Below are 12,993 nucleotides of genomic sequence, written 5' to 3'. Positions count from 1 at the left end.
TTCCCGTGTCACAACGCGGAATTCCGATCAGGATAATAAATCACACGGATAATGTTATTGAGTTGGGAAGAAATGATTATAAGCTGGAGTTTTATAATGAGAGTTCCCAAGCTTGGGAAAACGCGTTACCAGAAAGCCATGCTTATCTAATGATCGCCGATGCAGTTCTTCCACATGACACATTGGAATTAACCATATACGAGTATACAGGAAGGGCAGGGAGATACCGGGTGACTAAAAACGCCACGGTAACATATGGTCTCAGTAGAAAATCCCATGATTATATACTTTCGGGTGAGTTCCGTTTGGGCAAGGAAGATAATGGTGTCATTAATGATATGGCGATAAAAAAGTCTGTTTATGACAGTTTCAGAGATACGTTTGGAGATTATTACAGGACAGAATATGACAGTTTACCAGGTTTCCTTGGTGGAATCTATGAAGCGGATCAATATAACTTTGTCATTTATGTTGTCGGAGATCTTACGGACGGCAAAATGTTACTAAATAGGATGTTAGGGCGTACGGACTTTAACGTTAAACCCGCTCTTTTTTCTTATAGGCATCTAAGGAGGATGAATGATAGCATATTATCTTTTACGATGAGAGAGAAGAATAAAAATATCCGCAAAGAGATCGGATTTTTGTGTATTTGGATGATTGTAACGATTTATCCATCTCTAAATTTAAAGAATATATAGCAAATGATAGTTGCATTATATTTAGGCAATATGAAAATGTTCCTTTTATTGTCACTGATTAGCACGATGTGCTCTTGTGTACATAAGAATACCAACGAGGAAGTCTGGAAAGACTTGCTAGGTAAAGCGACCATCGCTAACGCGAATAAGGATAAATATAAAGACTCATTCCCCATGGATAGCTTGGGTAACATAAGATACCCGGATTATTACGCAGGATCTTATGTTAATTCCGCATATGAACTGGTCATAGGGATTGTAGGGGATACGTCCGTGTATCGAGATGAGATAAGGAAAACGCTCGGCGATGATTTGTTCTTGATTGCCGAGCGTGAGTATTCATATAATCATTTATTGTCTAAATATGACTCACTTGTAATATTTTTGGAACCATTTATCGAGGAAAAGGACACGGGGAGGATAGAGCACTATGAGATAGGGATTAACGATCTCTATATCTCAGAAGAGAAAAATAGAATAGTTGTGGAGTTGATAGAAATCGATCCGGTACACGTACATCGTTTCTTGGGCCAAATCGCAGACATGCCAGAAATTCAATTAAAAAAGGCCGATTTACCCGTGTTGCATTGATAATCCAAGCTATCTATATGAAGTTCCCCTCCGTATTCCCCTGTCAACCACGTTCCGGTATTTCCTTAGGTTGAATATAAGCGCCAGCGCTTAAAGGCGATTTATTGTCTGATCAGGGACTATGTATTCTTCTACGAATGTTCTTCCTGTTATGGAAAAATAGTTCTTCTGCGCAAATACACATATAGGAAACTCAACAGGATAATTTTTCTCATGGATAACTCAAGCCATGATATGTAAAGGCCAGAAAGCCCCCGGCGAGTCACCCCCGCCGGAGGCTTGTTCTTAGAAATATATATTTAGCGTAAGATATATATGTGCTCGTCCGTGAAGTTCTTCATAATGATTATCTATTATGTTTCATCTCCTTATCCTTGCAATTATAGAAACCCTCTATATAGATATTCAAGTCTTTGTCTATCTCAATGACGGCAAAACTATTATTTTCAGGAAGGCTTCCTTCTATCATTCCTTTCATCGTAAAATAATGGATTCCATGCCGGAAACCATAGTTCCCGGCATGATGGTGCCCTTGGATAACGGCCACGACCTTGCCACTTTGCTCAAGTGCCGAAACGATCTCTTCCGCATTGCCGATACAAAGTTCCTCGTCGACCCCGGAGAAAGTATCCAGCAATTCGTGGATAAAGATCACGACAGGCAAATCGTCTTTCTTCAGCTCTTGCCAGAGCCATTCCCTCTGCCCAGCCGGGACAAACGCTTTCGTCCAATCGAAATCACCGGAATCATAATCGGAACCATCCTCGTTGCAATTACCGTCGAGCACGATAAACTTAATCTGGTTCCGTACGAAGGAATAATAAGGTTTTCCTTTCGCGCTCCCGTAATTGGTCGTACGTGCGAGAAATTCTGACTTTGAGATACTATCCATATCATGATTGCCCAGCACATGATAGACAGGGCCATCGAATGTCTGAAACTTTGCTTCTATCTCATCTAAAAATGACAAAGTCTGCCCTCTTTCAGGAATATCCCCCATATCCTTCAAGTCTCCAAGTTCAATCATGAAATCTAATTTCCGCCTATTAAAAACGTCTATCGCTTCCGATAACTTCGTGATGGATTGTTCATAATAGCGAGTTCCGTGTACATTCCGATGAGCAAAATGTATATCCGTTACCAAGCCGAAGCGCAGTCTCTTCTCATTTTCCCGCACCAACAAGCCCGTTGACACCCCAACTATGAACAACAAACAGACAACTATTTATTTGAGACAGCAGAATGTTTCTGTTTTATTAAAATAAAAAGGAAACAAAGTTTTGAAGTAATACTTACGGAAAAAATAGATTTTATAATGTTTCTTTTTTGTACATTTGCAACAACATAATAAAAGCGAAACATATAATGGAGAAGCAAGGAGAAATCATACTATACCAACCGGATGAAGCTGTAAGGTTGGAAGTACGTTTAGAAGATGAAACCGTTTGGCTCACACAAGCGCAGATAGCAGAACTTTTTCAACGTGACAGAACCGTTATAACCAAACATATAAATAACGTTTTTAAGGAAAAGGAATTGGAAGAGAAAAGCAATGTGCATTTTTTGCACATTGCTAATTCCGATAAGCCTGTCAAGTTCTTTAGTCTAGACGTAATAATTTCAGTTGGATACAGAGTTAAAAGCGTAAGAGGTACGCAATTCAGGCAATGGGCAAATAAAATTTTAAAAGAATATTTATTGAAAGGCTATTCTATAAACCAACGGCTCAATGACATGGAATATAGAATGAACAATAAATTCTTCCAAATAGAGAAAACCATTGCTGAACATGATGCAAAGATAGACTTCTTTGTGCGCACCTCATTGCCTCCGGTGGAAGGTATCTTCTTTGACGGTCAGATATTCGATGCGTATAAGTTTGCTACAGATTTAATAAAGTCTGCCAAATGCTCACTTATACTTATCGACAACTATGTAGATGAATCCGTGTTACTCATGTTGAGCAAACGAAACATCGGTGTTTCAGCCACCATTTACACCCAGCGCATCACGCAGCAACTCCAACTCGATCTTGACAGGCATAACAGCCAGTACCTGCCTATCGACATCAGGACGTACCGAGACAGTCACGACCGCTTCTTAATCATTGATAATACGGAAGTATATCATATTGGGGCATCGCTAAAGGATTTGGGCAAGAAAATGTTTGCTTTCTCCAAACTGGAACTTCCTGTCCATACAATAATTGATGTATTATGAAATAAGCTAATCACCCATGCGAGAAACGGAAGAGAATATAAAATTCAAGATGGAAATTGACGTATTGGTTCCCATTCCACGTACTGTCACCCGTGATTTCACCAGTTTGAAGCACCTGCGTCAATGGCAGAAACGGAATGACATTGACGGTTCTCTTTACTGTTTTGCACACCGGGAATACCTGCTCAACGAAAAGGGAGAATGGGAACAATTTACCGTTATCGGCAAACAGGTAGTAACTATCGGAGAATTGGAAAGACTTCTTTTGGCTATGAAGCAAAAGGGGTTCAACCAATACAGCCGTGAGGAATATGAAGAATTAATGTCTTCATGTTTGAAAAAGTGAAGAATTAAAACCTTCATTAAACAACTAAATACAAAACAGGATGAAAATAGGATATGCCCGTGTTTCCACCAAGGAACAACATCTGGATATGCAACTGGAAGCGTTGAAGGCTGCCGGATGTGAGAAGATCTTCTCTGAGAAAATGACCGGACGTCAACAAAACCGCCCGGAACTGGATGCCTGCCTGAACTTTCTCCGGGAAGGCGACACGCTTGTCGTATATAAGCTGGACCGGCTTGGCCGTTCGCTGAAGAATATCCTTACGCTATTGGAAGATTTCAAGAAGAGGGGCATCCAATTCACCTCACTGCAAGACAACATCAGTACGGAAGGCGCAATCGGCCAACTGATGAACAACATTCTCGGTGCTTTCGCCCAATTTGAGCGTGACCTTATTTATGAGAGAACCCAAGAAGGCAGAAGAATCGCCAAGGAAAAAGGTGTCAAATTCGGCAGAAAGACACTTATCAACAAAAACAACATCGCCAAGCAGAAAAGCTGCATCCAGCTCTATGAGTCCGGAACACCGGTAAGGGAGATACAGAAAATATTAAATATAGGCAGTAGCGGAACAGTGTATCGTCTGCTGCGAAGGAATGGTATTACACTAAAATCTGAGAACAAAAATACGAAATAAATCTCTTCTCCCATCCTTCAAAGATGATTCTCAAAGATCATCTGCCCCCACCTCTTAACAAGGTTATAGGAAAGTTCCCGTGAAGGGGACCGATTTTTTAATTCAATTTAATACAAGAACTCCATGCACTCCTGTACCGCTTTTTCCAGTGCTTCTTCCAAACAACAAAAAGCATCCGCATTACTTTCGGAGTTATACAGCACATAATCTCCAGCCCTTACAACCACATGCCAGACCTTACCGTTTTGTTCTGTTTGAAACGTATATTCACGAGTCTGTATCATCCATTGGATACATGCTGCCAGTGTCGGGCACTCGCACATATACATCGGAGTATTCCTTCCCTCAACATCGGTACGTAGCCTATCCAGTTTGTCATACCAATACTCACAAGGCACGTAATAGTATAATTCCTTCATCATAAGAGCTGTGTCGCTATTAACCAATCTCTCTTTGTTGATTTGTGTAATCAAATTTTCCATATCCGCATTATTTAAGTTGAACATCTGATTTATTCTTCAGCTAGATTCAAGACCTTTTCATTTTTTGTATCGGGAAATCGCATATTGGGTATTAGTTTCACTTTCAGGATAGCCATATACCATTTCCACATTTGCTTCAATGTTCCACATTAGATCAGCGACCGCTTTGGCCTCAGCTTCGCTATAATTTCCTTTAACATATTCATCCTTCATTAAATCCCAATCATAGGACGCATAAGAAACTGGATATGAATGTTCTGTTAAGTTCCAGCTAACATTATTGGGGTCTCTAAAAGCCGCTAGAGAGAAAACAGAGACACCTCCTGTAACACTCTTTGGATATTCATAATATTTCATGATGATAGCGGAAGCAGTCGCAACGCAACCTGTAGCTGCTTGTTTATCAGCAGATGTACCATCCGTGTAATAAACTCTCACCATAGAAAGAGAATGATTATACGGCTCCTGTTGATTCCACCTTGCCGTATTCAGCAACACCGGTTCCCCGGCTGCCCTCAACGCCGTCCCGCTCGTGTAGCGGCTCCACTCGGCGGCAATGTCTGGTGTCGCTTCGATGCCCTTGTCGTTCGCCCACGTGATCTGGTCTTGGTAGTAGGCCAGCATCCCCCGCAGGTTCTCCGGCAGTTTGTCGGGGTCGAAACTACCCTTGTCGGAGTAGCCTAGGACGGGGCGTACCCGGTCGTCACCCACCACGATAGCGAACCCCTTCTCGCCGGGGAAGTTGAACACGAAGTAGTCGGCCGAGCCTTCCATCGTGCCGCTACGCAGGGCCGAGCCGCTTTGCCCGGGGGCGGCGGCGTACACCAACGATAAATCACTTGCCGAGCGCAGGCCACTGGTCACGCCCTCTCATCGCGCCACGCTCCCCGCTACCTTGCGGGCCGTGGCCACGTCGATCCGTTCCGCCCACGTCAGCGAGGCCGTAAGGCAGAGGACCAACATTAGTAAAAATTGTTTTCTCATACGTGTATAAATTAAAAGTGGATAAGTATCAAACTCTTTGTTATAAGGCGACCTTGAATACCTCATTTCCCACGCGGATGATATAACGTCCTGCGGATAAAGCCAAGCTCGTATCTCCCACCGGAAGCGCGACCGCCTGTAGCAGCCTGCCGTCAAAAGCGCTGATATAGACTTTCGAGGGGCTGGCCAAGTGTACGCTCAAACGACCGTCTTTTCCCCATACAGTAGTGGCCTTTGCTATCGGGATCTCCTCGTTGGCGGTCGGGATAGCGGCTGTCTTGAGAGCTAGGTCATACGTTCCCATGCTCGTCTCTATATTTCCCACCATCCGCAAAGGCGTAAAGACAATTCCATATTCCGTCTCGGGATCCAGCCCGTCCAACGGCATGGAGGAGGCGTCCGCGGACATGTCTATCGCATCGACCAAACGTCCGGTAGCCTTCTCATAGACCTTGGCGCGATATCCGGTAGCGCCCGGGAATAGGTTCCAGCTCAAGGAGGCTCCGTCATAGCGGGTCTCACCGATAACAGGTATCGATACCCGGTCGGTTTGCCGCCCTCGAAGCGCATGCTCTGCTTCCATATATGTTTTTTATACGCTCGCTTATATTTGCTTTGCTTGATTGAAAAAGATCCACAATTTGCGCCTGTGTTAACCAAACGGTTTCATCTTCCAGCCTCACTTCCAACTTGACCGCTTCATCCGGCTGATATAATATGATTTCTCCCTGTTCCATTACTTACCTTTTCTTATCATCAAGCCTCTGCATCGCACCGCTGAACTTCTCACTAAACATCATATCATCGGGCAAAACAAACCAGGTGGGAATACCTCTCGACTGTGGATTACCTATACATTCACCTTGCCCGTTCTGTTTGCGGTAATCGTCCCATTCACTATAAGCGATGTTCCAACGAATACCTATTATGATATCGATTTTTATTTATTGTTTGGCACATAGTTAATTATATAAATTATCTTTGAGTTACTACGCTTGATCGAATGTTTTTCCCTATTCAAGGAGGATTTTTCAGACCAGAGTATTAATATATTGATATAATTATTAAATATATAAAATTTATACGGATTATATACTAATATTGCTATATTTGTCATATATAAATAATACAATATCATTTTATGATAAAATTTCTGATAGATTATTCTGCTGGTGTGCCAATTTATCGGCAAATAATAGATCAAATAAGATTTGGAATTGCTACTGGACAGCTAAAGATTGGAGAGCAGTTGCCAACAGTTCGTGCGTTAGCGGTGGAATTAAAAGTAAATCTGAATACTGTTTCTAAAGCTTACAAAGAATTAGAAATACGTGAGATATTAGAGACTCAACAGGGAACAGGTACATTTGTTAATAAAACAGAATCTGTTATCCCTGAAAAAGAACGACAGGAGAAGCTAAATGACATTTGTACTCAATTTTTAACAATAGGCATGAGTTACGGCTTTGGCTTAGATGATATTATTGCAAATTTAAAAAATATGAATAATAAATAACCTAAAATGTAATATTATGAAGACGACAGATCTTAAAACAAAGGGAAGCCTTAACCCATTATCGATTTCGATATTTTTAATATTTTCGGTGATATTTGTCATGCTGTTTGCACTTGGAGTAATTAATATTTTTGTATTTATTATATCCATGGCTTTTTCAGTTTTATTGTCAAATTCGATACATATTGCCGATCAATGGGAACGTGCGGTAGTTTTAAGAATGGGTAAGTATAGTGGCTTGAAAGGCCCTGGTTTATTTATGATAATTCCAATTATAGATAGGGTCTCTACTTATATAGATCAAAGAGTAAGGGTTAGTGCTTTTAAAGCGGAACAAACCTTAACAAAAGATACTGTGCCTGTTAATGTTGATACTGTTGTTTATTGGACAGTATGGGATGTGGAAAAAGCTGCGTTGGAAGTCCAAGAATACCAAACTGCCATAGAGCAGATTGCTCAAACAGGATTAAGAGATACAATAGGAAAGCATGAATTATCTACGTTATTGCAAGAACGTGATAAAATAGCTGAAGATTTACAACAAGTATTAGACAAGAATACGAATCCCTGGGGGATAACATGTCAGACTGTAGGTATTAAGGACATTGCGATTCCTAAGGATTTAGCGGAAGCTATGAGTAAAGAAGCTCAAGCTGAACGAGAAAGACGAGCCAGAGTTATTTTAGGTACAGCAGAGACTGAAATCGCAGAAAAATTCTCACAAGCCAGTCAAAAATATACAAATAATCCTGTTGCATTGCATTTACGTGGAATGAATATGCTTTTTGAAGGGTTGAAAGAAAAAGGCTCTATGGTCATAGTACCTAGCTCTGCTCTAGAATCAATGAATTTAGGGGCTATTGGAGGCATTGCTTCCTTGTCAAAAATGAAAGAAAATGTTATTTAATAAGATAACATATTGTTTTATAATCTTAAAAATTTGTGTTATGAAAAAAGTTAAAAAGTTAAAAGTGTTAGAACTGGACAAAGAAGTTATTAAAAAATTGGAAGAAGCCCCTATGAATAAAATACAAGGGGGTGGTAATTTTTGTCCGACAGGGAATAGGTGGACATATTGTGCTGATGGGACATGCCCAAGTACATATTATGCATGCTAATAAGCAGGAATAATTTTAAGTATGCGTTCAAAAATGATTTAACATAAGTTGTTTTCTTCTATTGAATTTATTTTTTGAACGCATATTTATGTATATGCAACATATTATATTTATAGTGTAATTCTACAATATGTATAATTTCCTTTCTAAATTCATACTTAGAACACCTTATTTCTATTACGATTTACTAGAGAAAAAGGATTTTAAATATCTTATCAATGATAAGATATTTAAGGAGGCAATATTTTTGGCATCACCAGATTTATATACAGCAATGATAAATATATCAAATAAAAGCTATAAAAAGCAAACCAGAATAAAGAATTCTTTGTATAGGTATGCTGAAAGGATGTCAACAAGATGTACACCATTTGGATTATTTGCTGGTATATCATTGGGGAATATAGGCGATAATACAGAGTTAGAAATACATAAAATAACCAAAAACGTAAGATTAGATTTTTGTGTATTATATTCAATTATAAAGGAAATTGAAAAAAAAGAAGATATAAGATTGAAATTGAAGTATTATCCAAATAGTAGTATTTATAAAGTAAATAGGGCATATAGATATTTGGAGTATGATATCAGTAATATAAAACAAACTCAACTTTCAACTGTTAAATATTCTCATGCACTTTCTATGGTTATCAAATCAGCAAAAAATGGAATTACAATATATAATATTGTTGACATAATGATGAATATTGGAATAAGTCATGAAATAGCTTATGATTATGCTAATAGATTGATAGATAATAATATATTAATAAGCGAATTAGAACCTAGTATTATAAATGGAGATAATTTTGAAAGAATAATAGATATACTTGAGAATATAAATTATAAATATGTGAATAAAATAAAAGAAATAGAATCAAAATTAAAACAACTTAGTAGCGGTGAATATAATCTTGAAATATACCATGATGTAATAAATATATTGGATGATCTGAATGTTGGATATTTAAAAAACAGGGTATTTAATATAAATATAAGTAAAGAATTAAACAAATGCACTATTGATAAAAAGGTGATTTTAAAATTGAAAGACACAATGTCTTTTTTATATAGGATAAATTCAAAAGTAAATAATCCTAATCTTGACAAATTTAAAAAAGAATTTTATCAAAGATTTGAAAATAACAAAGTGAGATTAGTGGATGTGTTAGACCCTATTATTGGAATTGAATACCCTTGCCTAAACAAGAATAACAAATCAGATATATTGAGAAATATAGAATTTCCAAACGAGAATGTTATCTCATCCATTTCTTCTGTTTCAGGAATAGAAAATATCCTGTTAAACAAAATTGTATATGCATATAAGAACAGAGATAACATAATAGAACTAAAAGAAGATGACTTTCCCAAAAAAGAATTTTCTTATAAAGACCTACCAGATACAATGTATGTAGTTTTTAACATAATCAATAATAAACATACAATAAATCTAAAAGGATTTTATGGAACATCTGCGGCTAATATAATATCAAGATTTTATTTTATTGATAAAAGAATAGAGCATATTATAAATCGCATTGTTAATATAGAAACTGATTTAAATAAGGATAAAATTTTGGCTGAAATATTACATATACCTAATTTAGTTGTGGCTAATGTTACAGTGCGCCCTAATATAAGAAATTTTAAAATATCATATATAAATAATCATATAGATGGAATTGAATCTATTGATTTAATGGATATAGATATTTTTTTAGATTACGATGGGAATTTATCTTTATGGTCAAACAAATTAAAAAAACAAATAATTCCAATGTTGACAAACGCTCATAACTTCGAAGAATCCACACTTCCTATTTATAGATTTTTGTGTGATCTTCAAAGCCAAAACAAATTACTTGGATTAAGATTTTATTGGGGGAGTCTAATTAATAAATTTATCTTTTTCCCAAGAGTTATATATGGTGATGTGATTTTGAGTCCATCATTGTGGCGATTTACAAAGAAAGAAATACAAGAGTTGATTGATATAAAAGATTCAATGGAAAAAATTGAAATTTGGAGAAATAAATTTTCTTTACCATTAAAAAATGTATATTCTGATTTTGATAATGAATTGTTAATATGTTGGAATAAACAAATAAGTATTGATTCTTTTATTCAAATAATAAAGAATAGAAACACTTTAATTTTGAAAGAGTTTCTTTATGATAATTATGATATTGTAAAGGATACAAGAGGAGAGTGTTATATAAATGAAAATATAGCATTTTTATATAGGAATTCATATGAATAATAATATATTTATATTAGGAAGTGAATGGGTATATTTAAAAATATATCTGAATGAGAATATAGCAGATAAAATATTAACTGAGTATATATATCCTATATTTAGGAAGGCCAAGAAGAATAACTATATTGATAAATATTTTTATATTCGTTATGTAGATACTGGATTCCACATAAGAATTAGAATGCATTTAATTAATAAAATATATTTGTGCAAATTGTTAAATATTATAAGCAAACAACTTAATATTGCAATTAAAAGGAAATTAGTATGGAGAATTCAATATGATACATATATAAGAGAAATTGAAAGATATAAAACAAAATACATTGAAGATTCTGAATCAATATTCTATTATGATAGCGCATGTATACTTTCTGTATTAAAAAAAATAAACAAAGATAAAGAGTTGGATTTTTTTAGATGGTTATTCGCTATTTATATCGTAGATAGGTATTTCTATTATTTTGATATTATACCAGAAGATAGAATAAAAATTCTTAAAGTTATCACTCAATCATTAAAGGAAGAATTTAAAATGTTAGGCATATATGGAAAACAGTTTTATAAAAAATATTCAGAAAATAGACATATTATAAAATTATTTTTGGAAAGCAAAGAGAATAATTTGTTGACATTAAATAAAATAATAAATAAAGAAATGATGAGTTTAAATAGCATCTCAAATGCTATTTATAAAAATACGAATAATAAGTTTGAAATACTAAATCTATTGCGAAGTTATATACATATGAGTATAAATAGATTGATGAGTTCAGATAATAGAATATATGAAATGTTTATAACTGATTTTTTGTTAAGATATTATTTGGAAATAATAAATGTGAATAAAAATGGAAAATAAATCGTCTTCTGATAAAGAATTTAAGTGGAGCAAATATAATTGTGTTGTTCAACTAGAAAATAGTAAATATGTATTATATAATACATTGACAAACAATATTGTAACTATATTAGAAAGCAACATTGATATATTAAACAAAAGCTTATTTGATGTAAAAACAACAAATATTACTTTTTTTAATATTTTAAAAGAAAAAGAATTTATAGTTTCAAAAGATTACAATGAAAAAGAAAAAGCGGTATTAAAACTAAAAAGTGAAACAAAAGAATCTCATTTTTTTGAATTGATTATAAACCCAACTTTGAATTGCAATTTGAAATGCTGGTATTGTTATGAAAAGCACCTAAAGAATACTCACATAAGCAAAGAAACTTTAAATTCAATATTTATTTTTATAAAAAACATTGTAGAACAAAAAGATTTAGAAAAACTTTTAATTACTTTTTTTGGAGGAGAACCATTATTAGAATTTAATAGCAGTATATTAGAAATTATTCAATACGCAAAAAAAGTTTGTAATAAGTACAATAAAAAATTGATGCTATCTTTTGTGACAAATGGAACATTGCTAAATTCCGATATAATAAATCTATTATATACGAATGAATATGACTGTACATTTCAAGTAACATTTGATGGTAATCGAAAGTTTCATGATGCTACAAAAAAAATGGCTAGAGTGAATAGTACATTTGATATTATAATAGAAAATATAATGTATGCATTATCAAAAGGATTTAAATTTATAATACGATACAATTATACAAAAGATAATTTTGAAACATTCAAAGAAGTAACAGACATTTTTACTACCTATGCAGAACAAAGCATAAAATATAAGCAGATACGCTTTTCATATCATAGAGTTTGGCAAGATCATGATGTTAAACATATGCACTTACCAGACAATGGAGTTCCACATAAAAATATACAAAATTCATCATTCGATATTTGTTATGCTGATAGAGAAAATAGTGTAATAATTAATTATGATGGTAAAATATATAAATGTACTGCAAGAGACTTTAGAGAGGATAATTCTGAAGGACTTCTTAATAAAGAAGGATCTATTATTTATAATAGTAATATGAAAAAGCGAATGGATATAAGGTATAATAATGATAATTGTGTAGATTGTCTAATATTCCCAATATGTAATATTTGCAGTCAATATTGTCTAGAAAATATTAATAGAAACAGTGGCTGTTTGAGGAATTTAAGCGATAATGATAAATTGCATATAATACTGGATCGAATAAATGTGATATAAAAT

At 35.1% G+C, this 12,993-nt stretch carries 15 protein-coding genes and 2 pseudogenes; 11 read left to right on the top strand and 6 right to left on the bottom strand.

The genetic code is table 11. The features are described from left to right. The first annotated feature begins 62 nt into the window (after positions 1-62). Positions 63-701, top strand: a complete 639-nt coding sequence (locus DW033_RS20050; protein ID WP_233554263.1) for a hypothetical protein — start codon at positions 63-65, stop codon at positions 699-701. A 3-nt stretch (positions 702-704) separates the two neighbouring features. After that, positions 705-1,292, top strand: a complete 588-nt coding sequence (locus tag DW033_RS20045) for a hypothetical protein (protein WP_122383071.1) — start codon at positions 705-707, stop codon at positions 1,290-1,292. 346 nt (positions 1,293-1,638) lie between these two features. Here DW033_RS20045 and DW033_RS20040 read toward each other — a convergent pair whose 3' ends face one another. Further along, positions 1,639-2,505 carry a metallophosphoesterase gene (locus tag DW033_RS20040; protein ID WP_233554261.1) on the bottom strand — a complete coding sequence of 289 codons (867 nt, stop codon included), beginning with the start codon at positions 2,503-2,505 and terminating at the stop codon, positions 1,639-1,641. A 152-nt stretch (positions 2,506-2,657) separates the two neighbouring features. On the opposite strand from DW033_RS20040, the gene DW033_RS20030 reads away from it, so the two are divergent. The 3 genes from DW033_RS20030 to DW033_RS20020 are packed head-to-tail and all read left to right on the top strand — an operon-like array spanning position 2,658 to position 4,495. Beyond that, positions 2,658-3,512 (top strand): virulence RhuM family protein, encoded by an 855-nt coding sequence (locus DW033_RS20030; RefSeq protein WP_122140431.1) that lies wholly within the window; start codon positions 2,658-2,660, stop codon positions 3,510-3,512. Between the two features lie 16 nt (positions 3,513-3,528). Next, positions 3,529-3,858, top strand: a complete 330-nt coding sequence (locus DW033_RS20025) for a hypothetical protein (protein WP_008781191.1) — start codon at positions 3,529-3,531, stop codon at positions 3,856-3,858. A gap of 40 nt (positions 3,859-3,898) precedes the next feature. Further along, positions 3,899-4,495: a recombinase family protein gene (locus DW033_RS20020; protein ID WP_122140430.1), complete on the top strand. Its 597-nt coding sequence runs from the start codon at positions 3,899-3,901 to the stop codon at positions 4,493-4,495. A gap of 107 nt (positions 4,496-4,602) precedes the next feature. Here DW033_RS20020 and DW033_RS20015 read toward each other — a convergent pair whose 3' ends face one another. The 5 genes and pseudogenes from DW033_RS20015 to DW033_RS19995 form a co-directional block, all read right to left on the bottom strand. Beyond that, on the bottom strand, positions 4,603-5,001 hold the full coding sequence (locus tag DW033_RS20015) for a hypothetical protein (RefSeq protein WP_122140429.1): 399 nt from the start codon (positions 4,999-5,001) through the stop codon (positions 4,603-4,605). 33 nt (positions 5,002-5,034) lie between these two features. Then, positions 5,035-5,841, bottom strand: a complete 807-nt coding sequence (locus DW033_RS20010; protein ID WP_226766903.1) for a C10 family peptidase — start codon at positions 5,839-5,841, stop codon at positions 5,035-5,037. A 160-nt stretch (positions 5,842-6,001) separates the two neighbouring features. Then, positions 6,002-6,265 (bottom strand): DUF6383 domain-containing protein, encoded by a 264-nt coding sequence (locus DW033_RS25040; RefSeq protein WP_226766909.1) that lies wholly within the window; start codon positions 6,263-6,265, stop codon positions 6,002-6,004. Between the two features lie 268 nt (positions 6,266-6,533). Then, a pseudogene (locus DW033_RS20000) lies at positions 6,534-6,698 on the bottom strand (DNA-binding protein); the annotation flags it as partial. Then, positions 6,698-6,887, bottom strand: a pseudogene (locus tag DW033_RS19995) (hypothetical protein); the annotation flags it as partial. The pseudogenes DW033_RS20000 and DW033_RS19995, both read right to left, overlap by 1 nt. 215 nt (positions 6,888-7,102) lie before the next feature. On the opposite strand from DW033_RS19995, the gene DW033_RS19990 reads away from it, so the two are divergent. The 6 genes from DW033_RS19990 (at position 7,103) to DW033_RS19965 (ending at position 12,990) form a co-directional block, all read left to right on the top strand. Further along, positions 7,103-7,477 carry a GntR family transcriptional regulator gene (locus DW033_RS19990; RefSeq protein WP_122383069.1) on the top strand — a complete coding sequence of 125 codons (375 nt, stop codon included), beginning with the start codon at positions 7,103-7,105 and terminating at the stop codon, positions 7,475-7,477. Positions 7,478-7,493: 16 nt separating this feature from the next. Continuing rightward, positions 7,494-8,384, top strand: coding sequence for a slipin family protein (locus DW033_RS19985; RefSeq protein WP_057327348.1), 891 nt, complete (start codon positions 7,494-7,496; stop codon positions 8,382-8,384). Between the two features lie 40 nt (positions 8,385-8,424). Next, a complete protein-coding gene (locus tag DW033_RS24535; protein WP_158595244.1) occupies positions 8,425-8,595 on the top strand; it encodes a class I lanthipeptide in 171 nt (56 codons plus the stop codon). A 130-nt stretch (positions 8,596-8,725) separates the two neighbouring features. After that, complete coding sequence (locus tag DW033_RS19975) at positions 8,726-10,858, top strand: lantibiotic dehydratase family protein (RefSeq protein WP_122383068.1); 2,133 nt, start codon at positions 8,726-8,728, stop codon at positions 10,856-10,858. Then, complete coding sequence (locus tag DW033_RS19970) at positions 10,851-11,720, top strand: thiopeptide-type bacteriocin biosynthesis protein (RefSeq protein WP_122383067.1); 870 nt, start codon at positions 10,851-10,853, stop codon at positions 11,718-11,720. The genes DW033_RS19975 and DW033_RS19970 overlap by 8 nt, the downstream gene beginning before the upstream one ends. Beyond that, on the top strand, positions 11,710-12,990 hold the full coding sequence (locus tag DW033_RS19965) for a radical SAM protein (protein ID WP_122383066.1): 1,281 nt from the start codon (positions 11,710-11,712) through the stop codon (positions 12,988-12,990). The genes DW033_RS19970 and DW033_RS19965 overlap by 11 nt, the downstream gene beginning before the upstream one ends. Positions 12,991-12,993: the final 3 nt, after the last annotated feature.

It is taken from the genome of Parabacteroides sp. AF39-10AC (assembly GCF_003635405.1).
Lineage (GTDB): Bacteria > Bacteroidota > Bacteroidia > Bacteroidales > Tannerellaceae > Parabacteroides > Parabacteroides distasonis.
The sequence above is the reverse complement of the archived record's forward strand: the minus strand, read 5'-3'. Positions and strand labels throughout refer to the sequence as shown.